12 protein-coding genes are annotated in these 15,758 nt (G+C 61.0%); 7 read left to right on the top strand and 5 right to left on the bottom strand.

Annotated features, from left to right (window positions below; all coding sequences use genetic code 11):
* Positions 1 to 115 precede the first annotated feature (115 nt).
* Positions 116 to 988, top strand: a complete 873-nt coding sequence (gene pdxY, locus ATH90_RS28460; RefSeq protein WP_034110415.1) for a pyridoxal kinase PdxY — start codon at positions 116 to 118, stop codon at positions 986 to 988.
* Positions 989 to 1,070: 82 nt separating this feature from the next.
* Positions 1,071 to 2,099 carry a hypothetical protein gene (locus ATH90_RS28455; RefSeq protein WP_098467605.1) on the top strand — a complete coding sequence of 343 codons (1,029 nt, stop codon included), beginning with the start codon at positions 1,071 to 1,073 and terminating at the stop codon, positions 2,097 to 2,099.
* A gap of 36 nt (positions 2,100 to 2,135) precedes the next feature.
* Here ATH90_RS28455 and ATH90_RS28450 read toward each other — a convergent pair whose 3' ends face one another.
* Complete coding sequence (locus ATH90_RS28450; protein ID WP_034110411.1) at positions 2,136 to 2,621, bottom strand: acyl-CoA thioesterase; 486 nt, start codon at positions 2,619 to 2,621, stop codon at positions 2,136 to 2,138.
* Between the two features lie 291 nt (positions 2,622 to 2,912).
* Between ATH90_RS28450 and ATH90_RS28445 the strand changes: the two genes are divergently transcribed.
* Positions 2,913 to 4,676 (top strand): cation:proton antiporter, encoded by a 1,764-nt coding sequence (locus ATH90_RS28445; protein ID WP_069078597.1) that lies wholly within the window; start codon positions 2,913 to 2,915, stop codon positions 4,674 to 4,676.
* A 122-nt stretch (positions 4,677 to 4,798) separates the two neighbouring features.
* Here the strand turns inward: ATH90_RS28445 and ATH90_RS28440 are convergent, their stop codons facing one another.
* From ATH90_RS28440 to uvrD, 3 genes are all read right to left on the bottom strand, one after another.
* Positions 4,799 to 5,206 carry an SMI1/KNR4 family protein gene (locus tag ATH90_RS28440; RefSeq protein ID WP_010207624.1) on the bottom strand — a complete coding sequence of 136 codons (408 nt, stop codon included), beginning with the start codon at positions 5,204 to 5,206 and terminating at the stop codon, positions 4,799 to 4,801.
* Positions 5,207 to 5,340: 134 nt separating this feature from the next.
* On the bottom strand, positions 5,341 to 6,210 hold the full coding sequence (locus tag ATH90_RS28435; RefSeq protein WP_098467604.1) for a Tim44 domain-containing protein: 870 nt from the start codon (positions 6,208 to 6,210) through the stop codon (positions 5,341 to 5,343).
* A gap of 277 nt (positions 6,211 to 6,487) precedes the next feature.
* Entirely contained in the window at positions 6,488 to 8,671 is a 2,184-nt protein-coding gene (gene uvrD / locus ATH90_RS28430) for a DNA helicase II (RefSeq protein WP_098467603.1), read from the bottom strand.
* A gap of 247 nt (positions 8,672 to 8,918) precedes the next feature.
* On the opposite strand from uvrD, the gene ATH90_RS28425 reads away from it, so the two are divergent.
* From ATH90_RS28425 to ATH90_RS29685, 3 genes are all read left to right on the top strand, one after another.
* Positions 8,919 to 11,795 carry an EAL domain-containing protein gene (locus ATH90_RS28425; protein WP_098467602.1) on the top strand — a complete coding sequence of 959 codons (2,877 nt, stop codon included), beginning with the start codon at positions 8,919 to 8,921 and terminating at the stop codon, positions 11,793 to 11,795.
* A gap of 158 nt (positions 11,796 to 11,953) precedes the next feature.
* Entirely contained in the window at positions 11,954 to 12,820 is an 867-nt protein-coding gene (gene hexR, locus ATH90_RS28420; RefSeq protein WP_003177007.1) for a transcriptional regulator HexR, read from the top strand.
* A gap of 139 nt (positions 12,821 to 12,959) precedes the next feature.
* Positions 12,960 to 13,157: a PA3496 family putative envelope integrity protein gene (locus ATH90_RS29685; RefSeq protein WP_078050795.1), complete on the top strand. Its 198-nt coding sequence runs from the start codon at positions 12,960 to 12,962 to the stop codon at positions 13,155 to 13,157.
* Here the strand turns inward: ATH90_RS29685 and ATH90_RS28410 are convergent.
* Complete coding sequence (locus ATH90_RS28410; protein WP_034110403.1) at positions 13,087 to 14,061, bottom strand: LysR family transcriptional regulator; 975 nt, start codon at positions 14,059 to 14,061, stop codon at positions 13,087 to 13,089. The genes ATH90_RS29685 and ATH90_RS28410 overlap by 71 nt on opposite strands.
* Positions 14,062 to 14,257: 196 nt before the next feature.
* On the opposite strand from ATH90_RS28410, the gene ATH90_RS28405 reads away from it, so the two are divergent.
* A complete protein-coding gene (locus ATH90_RS28405; protein WP_003195732.1) occupies positions 14,258 to 15,673 on the top strand; it encodes an acetyl-CoA carboxylase biotin carboxylase subunit in 1,416 nt (471 codons plus the stop codon).
* Positions 15,674 to 15,758: the final 85 nt, after the last annotated feature.

Below are 15,758 nucleotides of genomic sequence, written 5' to 3'. Positions count from 1 at the left end.
GATGAACTCCAACAAAGTGAGAGCAGCTTAACTGCGTCGCCGGCCTGTCGTACAGGCTGTGTTTAGTCGCATACTGCGCGGCCAGAATTTCAACGGCTCTACGGAAATCCTCTGCATGAAACGCACACCTCATTTGCTTGCGATCCAGTCTCATGTGGTCTTTGGCCACGCCGGAAACAGCGCCGCCGTGTTCCCCATGCAGCGGGTCGGGGTGAACGTCTGGCCGCTGAACACGGTGCAATTCTCCAACCACACCCAGTATGGCCAGTGGGCGGGCGAAGTGTTGGCGCCGCAGCAGATTCCGGCGCTGGTGGAAGGTATTGCCGCCATCGGCGAGTTGGGCAACTGCGATGCGATTCTGTCCGGCTACCTGGGCAGTGCGGATCAGGGCCGGGCGATCCTGACGGGGGTTGCGCGGATCAAGGCCATCAACCCCAAGGCCCTGTATTTGTGCGACCCGGTGATGGGCCACCCGGAAAAGGGCTGCATCGTGCCTCAGGAGGTCAGCGATTTCCTGCTGGACGAAGCCGCGGCCATGGCTGACTTCCTGTGCCCCAACCAGCTGGAACTGGACAGCTTTGCCGGGCGCAAACCGCAGTCGCTGTTCGATTGCCTGGCCATGGCCAAGGCATTGCTGGCGCGCGGGCCGAAGGCGGTGTTGGTCAAGCACTTGGATTATCCGGGCAAGCTGCCGGACGGTTTCGAGATGCTGTTGGTGACCGCCGAAGGCAGCTGGCATTTGCGTCGTCCACTGCTGGCGTTTCCGCGCCAGCCCGTGGGCGTTGGCGATTTGACCTCGGGCCTGTTCCTGGCGCGGGTGTTGCTGGGCGACAGCCTGCTGGCGGCCTTTGAGTTCACTGCCGCCGCGGTCCATGAAGTGCTGCTGGAAACCCAGGCCTGTGCCAGTTACGAGCTGGAGCTGGTGCGCGCCCAGGATCGCATTGCCCATCCTCGCGTGCGTTTTGAAGCCACACCGATCGAGCTGTAGGAATATTCTTGATTGAGCCAGGCAAAGGGCGTCCGTTACTATCGGACGCTTCTTAGTCCCCCGTGCTTTTCAAGGAAGATCCATGTCCCCCGTATTCCCCTCGCCAAGGGTGCTAACCGCCCTGGTGCTGACATCGTTGCTGGCCGGTTGCAGTGTGAACGGTACTTACCCTGACGCCACCGAGGCTGATGCCGCCAAACTGCGCTTCATCTCTAATACCTCCAATACCACCATCGACGTCTACGACGCTGAGCACTGCATGGGCCAGACCACTGGCATGCTCAACAATATTTTCCTGGTCGATACCCGCCGACGTGTCGGCATGTCCGTGCCCCCGCCGGCCAAGGCGAGGGGCCTGCTGGAGTTCAAGCTGGCACCCGGCAAAGAAACCATGCTGATGATCAACACCAATGGCGGAAGCTATGTCTGCGGCAAATCCATGAGCATCACGCCAAAGGCCGGGGAAGAGTATGAAGTGACCTTCGATATGGAACGGGGCATGTGCACGACCTCGCTTCAGCGTCTGACGCGTGCGCAGGGCAAGGATGTGCGCATTCCCCAGCCGATATTCGAGAACGGCATGCCGTCTTGCGCGGGCAAGAGCCCGATATTCGGCAAGGTGATCCCGGCTACGCCTCACCGTACCGCATTGATCAACGCGATCGTTGAAACCCATATGCAGCTCATCACGTTGATGGAGCCCGACACCGCGCAACGCCCGCAAGCCACTGAAGAGGCGATCGCCGAGCGCAAGGCGAAATTTGGCACCTTCACTCCACCTGAGGCCTACTGGGTTGAGTTCCGTCAGAACTATGCACGGGTGAACGAGGAAATGGCCGGCCGCAAGGCGCGTACGCTGGAGCTTTATGAGCGGGTCTACCGCATGCGCCTGAGCGGCACCGAAGATGCGATTCTGGAGCAATGGCAGAACCCGACGGACGCCGTTGTCGTCGAGCGCGTCAAGGCCAACGACAAATTGATGGCGCAGTACTACAAGAACACCAGCAAAGCCGTGATGGTGGACATCGTGAACCATCACCTGGAGCGCATGAGCCAGTTGGATCAGCGCTTTGATGTGTGTGCCCACTACGATGGGTGCTGGAGGTTGTAGGCGCGGGCTTGCTCGCGCCTACACGGGGGGCATGGCTTACGGCGCGTCTGCCTTGATTTCCTGATAGCGCTTTTCCAGCTCCTGGCGGATCTGCCGGCGCTGCTGGGCCTGCACGAACCGGCGCTTGTCTTCGCTGTTGTGCGGCTGCAGCGGTGGCACGGCGGCCGGCTTGCGCTGGTCGTCCACGGCGACCATGGTGAAGAAGCAGCTGTTGGTGTGGCGCACCGAGCGCTCGCGGATGTTCTCGGTCACCACCTTGATGCCCACCTCCATCGAGGTGTTGCCGGTGTAGTTGACCGATGCGAGGAACGTCACCAGCTCGCCAACATGGATCGGCTCGCGAAAAATCACCTGGTCTACCGACAACGTCACGACGTAGCGGCCGGCATAACGGCTTGCGCAGGCGTAGGCCACTTCGTCGAGGTACTTGAGCAGGGTGCCGCCGTGGACATTGCCTGAGAAGTTGGCCATATCAGGGGTCATCAATACCGTCATCGACAGCTGGGCGTTTCCGGGTTCCATAGCACACTCACGGGTTGTAGGCATTGGTTGGGGGGCACCTCTACGGGTGCTGGAATCTTTGCAGCGCCATCCATAACGGGACGCCAGTGGGCGGCTTGCCGTCACGCGTGCACCGATCTGTTTCCATATATTGCACCGGCTTTCTGCTGGAAGTCGCGGTGTTAACCTTCAAAAGCCCGTGTCAGGGCATTTCTTACGATCAAGGCAGACTTTTCCTTCCGCACTTTGCAACGGTTCAAAGGCGCGGGTGGAAGTGGGAGAAGTGCCAGTACTTTCAAGGAGCCCCTCGCCATGCACGCCATCAGCTTTATCCAGGACCTGGCCGTGATCATGTTGGTGGCAGGGGTTGTCACCATCCTGTTTCACCGCCTCAAGCAGCCGGTGGTGCTGGGCTACATCGTCGCGGGGTTCATCATCGGCCCCCACACCCCACCGTTCGGCCTGATCCACGACGAAGACACCATCAAGACCCTCGCCGAGCTGGGGGTGATCTTCCTGATGTTCTGCCTGGGCCTGGAGTTCAGCCTGCGCAAACTGTTCAAGGTCGGCGCCACGGCGTTTATCGCGGCCTTCCTGGAAATCATCCTGATGATCTGGATCGGCTACGAGATCGGCCGCTGGTTCGACTGGAATACCATGGATTCGCTGTTCCTCGGCGCGATCCTGGCGATCTCCTCCACCACCATCATCGTCAAGGCGCTCAACGACCTGAAGATGAAGAACCAGCGCTTCGCCCAATTGATTTTCGGTGTGCTGATCGTCGAGGACATCCTCGGCATCGGCATCATCGCCTTGCTGTCGAGCATCGCCGTGAGCGGCACGGTCAGCTCCGGCGAGGTATTTTCCACGGTCGGCAAGCTCTCGCTGTTCATGATCGTTGCGCTGGTCATCGGTATCTTGCTGGTGCCGCGACTGCTGGCCTATGTGGCCAAGTTCGAAAGCAATGAAATGCTCCTGATCACCGTACTGGGCCTGTGTTTCGGTTTCTGCCTGCTGGTGGTCAAGCTGGAATACAGCATGGTACTCGGTGCCTTCCTGATCGGCGCGATCATGGCCGAGTCCCGTCAGTTGATTAAGATCGAGCGCCTGATCGAGCCGGTTCGCGACATGTTCAGCGCCATCTTCTTTGTGGCGATCGGCTTGATGATCGACCCGCAGATCCTGCTGCAATATGCCTGGCCGATTGCAGTGATCACCGTCGCAGTGGTGCTGGGCAAGATGTTGTCCTGCGGCCTGGGCGCGTTTATCGCCGGCAATGATGGCCGCACCTCGCTGCGTGTGGGCATGGGGCTGTCACAAATTGGTGAGTTTTCCTTCATCATCGCGGCGTTGGGGATGACGTTGCAGGTGACCAGCGATTTCCTCTATCCCGTAGCCGTGGCGGTGTCGGCGATTACCACATTGCTCACGCCGTACCTGATCCGTGGCGCCGATCCGTTGTCATTGAAGATCGCGGCGGTCATGCCCAAGCGCATGAGCCGAGTGTTCGGGATGTACGGCGAATGGCTGCGCAGCATTCAGCCACAGGGCGAGGGTGCGATGCTGGCGTCGATGATCCGCAAGATCATTCTGCAGGTAGGCGTCAACCTGGCGCTGGTGATCGCGATCTTCTTTGCCGGCAGCTTTTTCGCGGCGCGTATTGGTGGGTACCTGGAAGGCTGGATCAGCGATCCAAGCTGGCAGAAGGCGTTGATCTGGGGCGGGGCGTTGCTGTTGTCGCTGCCATTCCTGATTGCGGCGTACCGCAAGCTCAAGGCGCTGTCGATGCTGCTGGCGGAGATGAGCGTGAAGCCGGAAATGGCCGGGCGGCATACCCAGCGTGTGCGGCGGGTGATCGCGGAACTGATCCCGATCCTCTCGCTGCTGATGATCTTTCTGCTATTGGCAGCCTTGTCGGCCAGTATCCTGCCGACCAACAAGTTGCTGGTGCTGATCGCCGTGGTGACGGCGGCGGTAGCGGCCGTATTGTGGCGGTGGTTCATCCGTGTGCATACACGGATGCAGGTCGCCTTGCTGGAAACGCTGGATAACCACAAGGATACGCAGGAGCACTGATTTCCTTATAGGCGCTGGCTTGCCGGCGATTCAGGCGAAGCGGTGCATCTGATGCACTGCGACGATGCCATCGCCGCAGCGCGAAGATTCGCCAAGCCGGCGCCTACAGGACCGCAGTGCTATCAGCTTTCCAGCCAGACATCCCGCGCCCAGTGCCACACCGATTCCCAGGTTTCTTCGGTGACGATTTCTTCTTCGCCGGACCACAGCACCACGGTGCCGTCTTCTTCGACGCAGTAGTAGTCGTCGCCGTCCTGGCAGATCGGGATCAGGCTGCGATCAACACCGGCGTCCCAGGCGTTGGCTGCAACGTCCGGCAGGTAGGTGTGGGACTGCGGGTCGGTGACGGTCACCGGCTCCAGGCTGCCGTACACCACGTCGCTGACGGTCAGCAGGAATTCACGGAAGACAAACGGGATGTCGATGAACAGTTGTTCCTCGATCTCCACCAGCAAATCTTCGTCAGGCAGCTCCAGAGGAACCGGGACCGGTTCATTGGCTTCACGCAATTGTTCGATGATTTCTTCCACGGCCGGGATCCTCTTGCTAGATGGCGCGGTTTATAGGGGCGTTTTATACAGTAGCTCGCTATAAGTGCAACCGTGAAATAGAAAACCCCGGACAGGTCCGGGGTTTTTTGTATCTGCTTGCAGGCGTGCAGGGATTAGCCGTTCTGGCGGATACCGGCGACCAGCCAAGGCTGGTTGTCACCCTGGGCACGTTCCATGTTCCAGCTTTCGCTGAACACTTCGCCCTGGTCGAAACGCGAGGTCTTCGACACACCGCTGAACGTCAGCGTGGCGATGGTCTTGTCGGCGCGATCATCCACGCCTTCCAGTTGTACGCGCAGGTCTTCGATGTAGGTCGACTGGAAGCCGTCGCCTAGGTCGGCGCGTTCGCGCTTGAGGAACTCCAGCAGTTGCGGGGTCACGAACTCGGAGATCTTGTCCATTTCGTTGGCATCCCAGTGCTGCTGCAGGGACTGGAAGTGGCTGCGGGCCGCTTCGACGAAACGTTCTTCGTTGAACCAGGCCGGCGCATTGATCACCGGGCGGGCTGCGGCAGGTGCTGCCGAGCCACCGAAAATCGAACCCATGGCTGGTTTTTGCTCGAACACTTCACGCTGCATTGGCGCGCCGGCTGGAGCCAATTGCTCCTGCTGCTTGCGGCGACGGGCGGCGATAAAGCGGAAGATCAGGAAGGCGATGACCGCCATGATCAGGATGTCGAAGATCTGCATGCCCTGGAAGCCGTCGCCCATGAACATGGAAGCGAGCAGGCCACCGGCTGCGATACCGGCCAGAGGGCCCAACCAGCGCGAAGCACCGCCAGCCTTGGCAGCGGCGCCTGCAGCACCGGCTGCGCCTGCGGTGGCCGCAGCACCGCCGGCACCGGCGGATGGGGCCATTTGGCTCGTCTGGTGAGTCGGTGCCGAGCCCATGCTTTTGCCGCCACCAAAGCGCTTGGCGTTGGCGTCGATGCTCATCGTCAGGCCGATGCACAACGCCATGGCGATGCTAAGAAAACGTTTCATAAAGGGAATTCCCATTTGTGGATTGCACGCGCGCCATGTTGCACAGGTGTAGTGATAGTGGCTAGCGGCATAATGTTTCGGGCTTTTGCGTAAGACCAGTTCCGAAGGGTCTGTAGGACTAATTACAGATATTGGCCCGGACGGATAAAAAACAAGGGAGGGACAGGATTCTTCACGGGGTAGGCGCCCGGCTTGTCGGGTCGTCGCGACGCGGCGACAGCGACGTTAAGACCGCCATCGCCGGCAAGCCGGGCTCCTGCAGTGAGCGTGCAGTGTTTCAGATGGCTTCAAGCTTCGCGTAACCCATCATCAGCCACTTGCTGCCTTCGGCGAAATTCACCTGCACCCGCGCCTGGGCGCCGGCCCCTTCGAAGTTGAGGATCACGCCTTCGCCGAATACAGAGTGCCTGACCTGCTGGCCAAGGCTGAATTGGGTTTCCGGAATCTCTGAACCGGCAAACATGCTGCTGGAGTTCTGCTGCTGGCCCCCGCCGAACGGGCGGCTGACGCTGTTGGACAGGCGCACTTCCTGGATCAGCCCCTTCGGCACTTCACGTACGAAGCGCGACACCTTGTTGTAGGTCTCGCTGCCATACAGGCGTCGGGTTTCTGCGTAGGTCATCACCAGGTTCTGCATCGCGCGGGTGATGCCCACGTAGGCCAGGCGGCGCTCTTCCTCAAGACGGCCGGGCTCTTCCAGGCTCATCTTGTGCGGGAACAGGCCTTCTTCCATGCCCACCAGGAACACGTACGGGAACTCCAGGCCCTTGGCGCTGTGCAAGGTCATCAGTTGGATGCTGTCTTCGTGCTCGTCGGCCTGGGTATCCCCGGCTTCCAGCGACGCATGGCCGAGGAATGCGGCGAGCGGGGTGAGTTCTTCGTCTTCCTCGGTGTTCTCGAACGCACGAGCAGCGCTGACCAGTTCCTCAAGGTTTTCTACCCGGGCCTGGCCTTTCTCGCCTTTTTCCGCTTCGTGGTAGGCGATCAGCCCCGACTGTTCGATCACGGTCTGGGTCATCAGGTGCAGGGGCATTTCCGCGCACTTGGCGGCCAGGTTCTCGATCAGCTCGACAAACACACCCAACGCACTGGCTGCACGGCCGGTCAGGCCTTTATTGGCGATCAGCAAGCGCATGGCTTCCCACATCGACACATCGGCGTGGCGCGCATGGTCGCGAATGGCTTCGACGGTTTTCTCGCCGATGCCCCGTGCCGGGATGTTGATCACCCGCTCCAGCGCCGCATCGTTGCCACGGCCTTCCAGCAGGCGCAGGTAAGCCATGGCGTTCTTGATTTCGGCACGTTCGAAGAAGCGCTGGCCGCCATAGATGCGGTACGGAATACGTTCGCGCAGCAAGGCTTCTTCCAATACCCGCGATTGGGCGTTGGAACGGTACAGGATGGCGATGTCGCTGCGCGCCAGACCGGTTTTCAGCGCACTTTCGATGGTTTCCACCACATAGCGCGCTTCATCGTGCTCGTTGAACGCGGCGTACAGGTTGATGGCTTCGCCTTCGCCGCCGTCGGTCCACAGCTCTTTGCCCAGGCGCCCGGTGTTATTGGCGATCAAGGCGTTGGCAGCCTTGAGGATCCCGGCGGTGGAGCGGTAGTTCTGCTCCAGGCGGATGGTGACCGCGTCCGGGAAGTCTTCGGAATACTGGTAGATGTTCTCGATTTTCGCGCCACGCCAGCCGTAGATCGACTGGTCATCGTCGCCCACCACCATCAGGCTGTCGCCACCTTTGGCCAGCAGGCGCAACCAGGCGTACTGCACGGCGTTGGTGTCCTGGAACTCGTCCACCAGGATATGCCGGAAGCGTTTCTGGTAATGGGCCAGCAAGCCAGGATTGTCACGCCACAGGTCGAGGGCGCGCAGCAGCAGCTCGGAGAAGTCGATGACCCCGGCGCGCACGCAGGCCGCCTCGTAGGCTTCATAAATGCTGCGCATGGTGGCCAGGAACAAATCGCCGCTGGCCTGGATATGTTGTGGGCGCAGGCCTTCGTCTTTCTGGCCATTGATGAACCATTGCGCCTGCCGCGCCGGCCACCGCTGTTCGTCCAGGCCCAGCTCGCGGATCACCCGCTTGACCAGGCGTTGCTGGTCATCGCTGTCGAGAATCTGGAAGGTCTGGCTCAGGCCCGCTTCCTGCCAGTGCGCTCGCAACAGGCGGTGCGCCAGGCCGTGGAAGGTGCCCACCCACATACCGGCCGGGCTGATGCCCATGAGCTGTTCGATGCGGTGGCGCATCTCGGCCGCAGCCTTGTTGGTAAACGTCACCGACAGGATTGAATGGGGGGACGCGTTTTCGACCTGGATCAACCAGGCGATGCGGTGCACCAGCACTCGGGTTTTACCGGAGCCAGCACCGGCCAGGACCAACTGACGGCCAACGGGGGCCGCTACGGCCTGGCGTTGGGCATCGTTGAGGGAGTTCAGCAGAAGGGAGAGATCATCGCGCATCGGCGCATTCTATGGCCCACGGGAGAGTGGGGCAAATAACAATGCTGGGTGGTCGACGGAAAACATTCAGGGTGATGACCGGTCGGTCAATGGCCACAGCCCGCGCAGCGTCTCGCTCAAGCCGTCTGGGCCGGAAGTTTGCGCTGCGTGACCGTGCAGTTTTTATGACGTAGAGCAGTTTGGCCCAAGCGCTTGCTTGTGTATGCTCCGTCGACGTTTCGGGCTCACCATTATAAGAACACTGCCTATGACCCTCAGCACCGACCTGCTCGGCCCCTCGGTGGCGCCCGCACAGGTTCTTCGCAAACACTACGCCACCGAGATGGCGGTCGAGCGCACGCGCCTGCTGTACCAGGGCTCGCTGCTGCCGACCCTGTTGATGCTGGTCAATGGCCTGGTCTGCGCCTGGCTGCTCTGGAACCCCCAGCAATACCTGTTGGACAGCATCTGGTTGGTCTGGCTGTTGGCCCTGGTGGCGATGCGTGTGATCCAAGTGGCAGCGTTCGATTCGGCCATGCCCAGCCGCCAGGCCCAGCCGGTGTGGCGGCGCATGTTCATGCTCGGCTCGGCGGTCAGCGGCTTGACCCTGGCTATCGCCGCCATCGCCCTGGTGCCAGTGGACAGCTTTATGCAACAGGCCTGGGTGTTTGGCCTGATCGGTGCTGCGACGTTGTCGGCCAGCGTGGCCTACGCCGTGAGCCTGCCGGCATTTTTGTCGTTCGCCTTGCCGTGCCTGGTGCCGGCCATCCTTTATCTGTTCTGGAGCGGCGAACCACAGCAGCGTGGCTGGGGCGTACTCGGCCTGATCCTGCTGGCGTCCTTGAGCCTGGTGGCGTGGCAGGTCAACCGCCTGATCCAGCGCGGGCTGTTGCGCGGCTTCCAGAACCAGGCGCTGATCGAGCATCTGCAACAGGCGCAGCAGCGCAGCGAGCAACTCAATCAGGAGTTGGTGCGTGAAGTCGAACAGCGTCGTCAGGCCGAGCAAGAGCTGCGCAACGCCCAGATCGGCCTGCAGGACCGCGTCGCGCAGCGCAGCCAGGAGCTGGACGCGGCCAGCCTGGCCCTGAATAAAAGCGAAGCGCGCCTGGCCATGGCCCTGCAGGCCAGTGAGTTGGGACTGTGGGACTGGAACCTGCAAACCGACGAAGTCCACCACACCCAGCTCAAGGAGCTGTTCGGCCTGGAACCGGAGTACGTCACGGCGATGCTCAGCCATCTCAAGCCGCGCCTGCATCCCGAAGACCTGCCGCTGCTCAAGCGTGCCCTGGTGGAACACCTCAAGGGCCGCAGCGAGGACTACCAGGTGGAATACCGCGTGCGCCATGGCGATGGGCACTGGGTATGGATCGAAGACCGAGGCCGCGCCGTCGAGCGTACGGCCAGCGGCCGGGTCACGCGCATGCTCGGCACACGCCGCGACATCAGCGCCGGCAAAGCCCTGGAGGAACAGCAGCGTCTGGCGTCGACCGTATTTGAAGCGGCCAGCGAAGGCATTGTGATCCTCGATCCAGACTACAAACTGATCGCTGTGAACCAGGCCTTCAGTCGCGTCACAGGCTTTGAAATCGACGATATGCTCGGTCGCAACGTGGTTGAGCTGCCCAGCAGCCGTGACGCCCGTCGCCACTTCCCGGTGATCCGCCAGGCGTTGCTCAGCCATGGCACCTGGCAGGGCGAGTTGGTGGAGACGCGCAAGAATGGCGAGCTGTACCCGCAATGGCTGCAATTGAACGTGGTGCGCGATGTTCGAGGAAAAGTTAGCCATATCGTCGGCTTCTTCGCCGATCTCTCGGCGCGGCGTGAATCCGAAGAGCGCATGCGCTACCTTACCCATTACGACGAGCTGACCGGCCTGGCCAACCGCTCGCTGTTCCGCGAACGGCTGCGTGAGGCTCACCAGCGGGTTCGCCAGGGCGGGCGCAGCCTGGCACTGCTGCACATCAATCTGGACCGTTTCAAGCTGCTCAATGACAGCCTCGGTCATGAAGTCGCCGACCAATTGCTGCAGAAGATGGCGCGTCGCCTGATCAACGCCTTGCCCGAGGCCGACACCATTGCCCGGCTGTCCGGGGATGAGTTTGCCGTGTTGTTCGACGCCTACGGCAACCTGTCGAGCCTGGCGCGCGTCGCTACGCGTCTGCTGGCAAAGCTTCGGGTGCCGGTGACGGTGGAGGGGCATGAACTGGTGGTCAGTGCTTCGATGGGCGTCAGCCTGTTGCCGGACAACGCCAGGGAAATTTCTGCGCTGGTCAGCCAGTCGAACATGGCCATGCAGCATGCCAAGCACCTGGGCGGTAATAACTTCCAGTTCTATACCGACAGCCTGCAAGCCAGCACCCTGGAGCGCTTGCAGCTGGAAAACCACCTGCGCAAAGCCATCGACGACCGCCAGCTCTCAGTGTTCTACCAGCCGAAGCTGTGCCTGGCCAGCGGCAAACTGAATGCTGTCGAGGCGTTGATCCGCTGGGAGCATCCGCAGTGGGGCATGGTGCCCCCGGGCGATTTTATCGGCCTTGCCGAAGAAACTGGCCTGATCGTGCCGCTGGGCGAATTCGTGCTGCGCCAGGCCTGCTGGCAGGCGTGTGAATGGCAGCGTCAGGGGCTGGCGCCGATCCGTGTGTCGGTGAACCTCTCGGTGCATCAACTGCGCCAGGGCAAGCTGGTCAGCCTGGTGCGCCAGGTACTCGAAGAAACCGGCCTGGACCCGCAATACCTCGAGCTGGAGCTGACCGAAAGCCAATTGCTGGACAGCGTCGAACACATCATCGCCACCTTCCAGCAACTGCGCGATCTGGGCGTGAAGCTGGCGATCGACGATTTTGGCACCGGCTATTCGTCCCTCAGTTACCTCAAGCGCATTCCCGTGGACTACGTGAAGATCGACCAGACCTTCATCCGCGGGCTTGGCCAGGGGCGAGAGGACGCCGCCATCACCCGGGCAATCATCGCCATGGCCCACGGGCTGGCGCTCAAGGTGGTGGCCGAAGGCGTGGAAGACCAGCAGCAGTTGGATTTCCTGCGCGGCGAGCGTTGTGACGAGGTGCAGGGCTATTTGATCAGCCGGCCAATGGAGGCCGAAGGGCTGGCAGATTTGTTACGGAAAAATGCAGATTTTCCCCAGTGACACCGAGGCCGCTCCGGTGGCTACAACGGCGCCGCCCTTAGATTCAAAGGCGGGCAGGGCGATTTAGTGATGCGTCGGACGGGCAAAACGACAATTCTTGTAGTATAACTACAAGCTTGCTACATCCTTGGCCCTGCCCATAACAAGAGTCCTGCCCTTTGAACCTGTTGCAACATATCGCCCAGTCGCGCCACCTGTTACGCAAATCGGAACTCAAGGTTGCCGATCACGTGCTGCTTGACCCTGCGGCTGTGATGCACAGTTCCATGGCCGACCTGGCCCACAGCGTGGGCATCAGTGAGCCGACCATCGTGCGCTTCTGCCGCGCCATCGGTTGCTCCGGGTTCCAGGATTTGAAACTCAAGTTGGCCCAAAGCCTGGCCGCCGGTGCGAGCTTCGGGCAGTTTGCGATCCATGAAGACGATTCGGTCGCTGACTACAGCCTGAAAATCTTCGACACCACCCTGCACACCTTGATGGAAGTGCGCGAGAAGCTCGACCCGGTGGAATTGCAGAAGGCCGTGACGGCCATGTCCCAGGCCCAGCGCGTCGAGTTCTACGGTTTCGGTGCTTCTGGCGCGGTAGCGGCCGATGCCCAGCACAAATTCTTCCGCCTGTTGCTCACCGCAGCGGCCTACAGTGACCCGCACATGCAGGCCATGTCGGCGGTGACCTTGAAGCCCACTGACGTCGCCATTTGCATTTCCCAGTCGGGCCGCTCCAAAGATTTGCTGATCACCGCCAACCTGGTGCGTGAAAGCGGTGCTTCGCTGATCACCCTGTGCCCGAGCCAGACGCCGTTGGCGGAACTGTCCACGGTCAACCTGGCAATCGATGTCCATGAAGACACCGAGATCTACACACCGCTGACCTCGCGCATCGCCCACCTGGTGGTGATCGATGTACTGGCGATGGGCGTGGCCATGGCGCGCGGGCCGAGCCTGGTCAACCACCTCAAGAGCGTGAAGCGCAGCTTGCGCAGCCTGCGGCTGTCGCCCAAGTCCGTCAAAGCCCTCGACGACTAAGGGCTTTGCACAGAGCCCGCTCCCACATTTGAATCTCTGACCTATCTGGAATATTCATCGTCCTGTAACCCCCGCGCCGCCAAACCGTCATCGCCCAAGGCCATCCTGAGCTCCCCGTACTCGCATTGGGAGACTCCAAATGGCCCGGCACTACGAAGAAAGCAGCAGCTCCGTCAAAACCCGTCGTCAGCAGGAAGACCAGCGCCGCATGGCGTTCCGTCGCGCAATCGAAGACCGTTGTGAGGAGCGCCAACTGCTCCAGAGCATCACGGATTACCCGGAACTCCACTGGCAGGCACCCGCGGCAGCCCAGCGAAGCGCTCAGCCAGCGCGCTGATCTGCACCCGTTCGCTGCGGATAAAGCCCAGGAACGCATGGGCCACCGGTGACAGGCGCTTGGCCTTGGCCTGCACCAGGCACCAACTGCGGTACAGCGGCAGCTCTTCCACCGGCAGCTCCTTGAGCCCGCCGGTGGCCAGTTCCATATTGACCGCGTGGCGTGTCAGCAGGGCCACGCCCAGCCCGGCGCATACGCATTCACGCTGCGCTTCGGCCGAGGCCACTTCCACCGTCTGGGTGAAGTGCACGCGTTTCTCCTTGAAATACTCCTCGCAGGCCAGCCGCGTGCCAGAGCCCGGTTCGCGCAGCAACAGCGTGTAGGGCTCCAGGTCCTGCAGGCGCAGCGGGCCTTGCAGGCTCAAGGGGTGGTCGAGGGGTGCCACGGCAACGATCGGGTTGTTGAGGAACGGCAGGAATTCCAGGCCCATGTCCTGGGGCACCATGGACATGATTACCAAATCATCGCGGTTGTCCGACAGCCGACGGATCACCTGGGCGCGGTTCACCACCGTAAGGTGCAGCTGCACTTCCGGGTGCTGGCGTTTGAACGCGGCAAACAGGTGCGGCACGAAGTACTTGGCGCTGGATTCAATGGCCAATTTCAACTGGCCTTGCAGTGAGCCCTGCATGTCCGAGAGCTGCATATCGAGGTTTTCCAGGCGCCCGAAAATGTCGCGGCTGGCGCGCTGCAAGGCTTCGGCGGCTTCGGTCATGTAGAGCTTTTTACCGACATAATCGAAAAGCGGCTGGCCAATCAGCTCTTCCAGCTGGCGAATTTGTAGGCTAACTGCCGGCTGTGTGAGGGACATTTCCTCAGCGGCGCGGCTGTAGGAGCGCAAGTCGCACACTTCATTGAAGATCTGCAGTTGACGCAATGTCATACGCATCAATGACTTACGCATTATCTCAATCCTTTCGCCCAAGGCCGTCCGGCCAACTATAAGTCTTTACTTATGTATGACCCAATAATTATTGATTTTTGTTAATCCCTCTGCGGGCTTAGTGTGTGTCTCGCGACTGTCATGAAACATTTGGTCACGCGCCGACCCGGCTCCAGCGGGTCGAAGAACGCAGCAATCGGCTCAAGGGAATTTCCAAGTGATAAAAAAGATCCTGATCGCCAACCGTGGTGAAATTGCCGTACGAATCGTGCGTGCTTGCGCCGAGATGGGCATTCGCTCGGTCGCGGTCTACTCCGACGCCGACCGCCATGCGTTGCACGTCAAACGTGCCGACGAAGCCCACAGCATTGGTGCCGAGCCCCTGGCCGGCTACCTGAACCCGCGCAAGCTGGTGAACCTGGCCGTGGAAACCGGCTGCGATGCGCTGCACCCCGGCTACGGCTTCTTGTCGGAAAACGCCGAACTGGCAGACATCTGCGCCGAACGCGGGATCAAGTTCATTGGCCCGTCGGCTGAAGTCATTCGCCGCATGGGCGACAAGACCGAAGCGCGCCGCAGCATGATCAAGGCCGGTGTGCCGGTCACACCCGGCACTGAAGGCAACGTCGCGGATATCCACGAAGCCTTGACCGAAGGCGACCGCATCGGCTACCCGGTGATGCTCAAGGCCACCTCCGGCGGCGGCGGGCGCGGCATCCGTCGCTGCAACAGCCGTGAAGAACTCGAGCAAGCCTTCCCCCGCGTGATCTCCGAAGCCACCAAGGCCTTCGGTTCGGCGGAAGTGTTCCTGGAAAAGTGCATCGTCAACCCCAAGCACATCGAGGCGCAGATCCTGGGTGACAGCTTTGGCAATGTGGTGCACCTGTTCGAGCGTGACTGCTCGATCCAGCGGCGTAACCAGAAGCTCATCGAAATTGCCCCCAGCCCGCAACTGACGCCGGAACAGCGTGCCTATATCGGCGACCTGTCGGTGCGCGCGGCCAAGGCCGTGGGATACGAGAACGCTGGCACTGTGGAGTTCCTGCTCGCCGAGGGCGAGGTGTACTTCATGGAAATGAACACCCGGGTGCAGGTGGAACACACCATCACCGAAGAAATCACCGGGATCGACATCGTCCGCGAGCAGATCCGCATCGCCTCGGGCCTGCCGCTGTCGGTGAAACAGGAAGATATCCAGCACCGTGGCTTCGCGTTGCAGTTTCGCATCAACGCCGAAGACCCGAAGAACAACTTCCTGCCCAGCTTCGGCAAGATCACCCGTTATTACGCACCCGGCGGCCCCGGTGTGCGTACCGACACGGCGATCTACACCGGCTACACCATCCCGCCGTTCTACGACTCCATGTGCCTGAAACTGGTGGTGTGGGCATTGACTTGGGAAGAAGCCATGGACCGCGGCCTGCGTGCCCTGGACGACATGCGCCTGCAAGGCGTTAAGACCACTGCCGCCTACTACCAGGAAATCCTGCGCAATCCGGAATTCCGCAGCGGCCAATTTAATACAAGCTTTGTGGAAAGCCACCCTGAGCTGACCAACTACTCGATCAAGCGCAAACCCGAAGAGCTGGCCCTGGCCATCGCCGCCGCCATCGCCGCCCACGCAGGCCTATGAATGAAGCAGCTGCGAGCTTTTAGCCGCAAGCATCAAGTAAAAGCAGAGTGGCTTTTTCTTGCAGCTTGTAGCGTGAAACTTGCCG

Origin of the sequence: Pseudomonas lurida (assembly GCF_002563895.1) — a bacterium.
GTDB classification, from domain to species: Bacteria; Pseudomonadota; Gammaproteobacteria; order Pseudomonadales; family Pseudomonadaceae; genus Aquipseudomonas; species Aquipseudomonas lurida.
The sequence above is the reverse complement of the archived record's forward strand: the minus strand, read 5'-3'. Positions and strand labels throughout refer to the sequence as shown.

Coding starts and splice junctions, on each gene's coding strand:
- ATH90_RS28425 (WP_098467602.1), top strand. CDS start 8,919: ATGACCCTCAGCACCGACCTGCTCGGCCCCTCGGTGGCGCCCGCACAG.
- ATH90_RS28445 (WP_069078597.1), top strand. CDS start 2,913: ATGCACGCCATCAGCTTTATCCAGGACCTGGCCGTGATCATGTTGGTG.
- pdxY (WP_034110415.1), top strand. CDS start 116: ATGAAACGCACACCTCATTTGCTTGCGATCCAGTCTCATGTGGTCTTT.
- ATH90_RS28450 (WP_034110411.1), bottom strand. CDS start 2,621: ATGGAACCCGGAAACGCCCAGCTGTCGATGACGGTATTGATGACCCCT.
- uvrD (WP_098467603.1), bottom strand. CDS start 8,671: ATGCGCGATGATCTCTCCCTTCTGCTGAACTCCCTCAACGATGCCCAA.
- ATH90_RS28455 (WP_098467605.1), top strand. CDS start 1,071: ATGTCCCCCGTATTCCCCTCGCCAAGGGTGCTAACCGCCCTGGTGCTG.
- ATH90_RS28435 (WP_098467604.1), bottom strand. CDS start 6,210: ATGAAACGTTTTCTTAGCATCGCCATGGCGTTGTGCATCGGCCTGACG.
- ATH90_RS28410 (WP_034110403.1), bottom strand. CDS start 14,061: ATGCGTAAGTCATTGATGCGTATGACATTGCGTCAACTGCAGATCTTC.
- ATH90_RS29685 (WP_078050795.1), top strand. CDS start 12,960: ATGGCCCGGCACTACGAAGAAAGCAGCAGCTCCGTCAAAACCCGTCGT.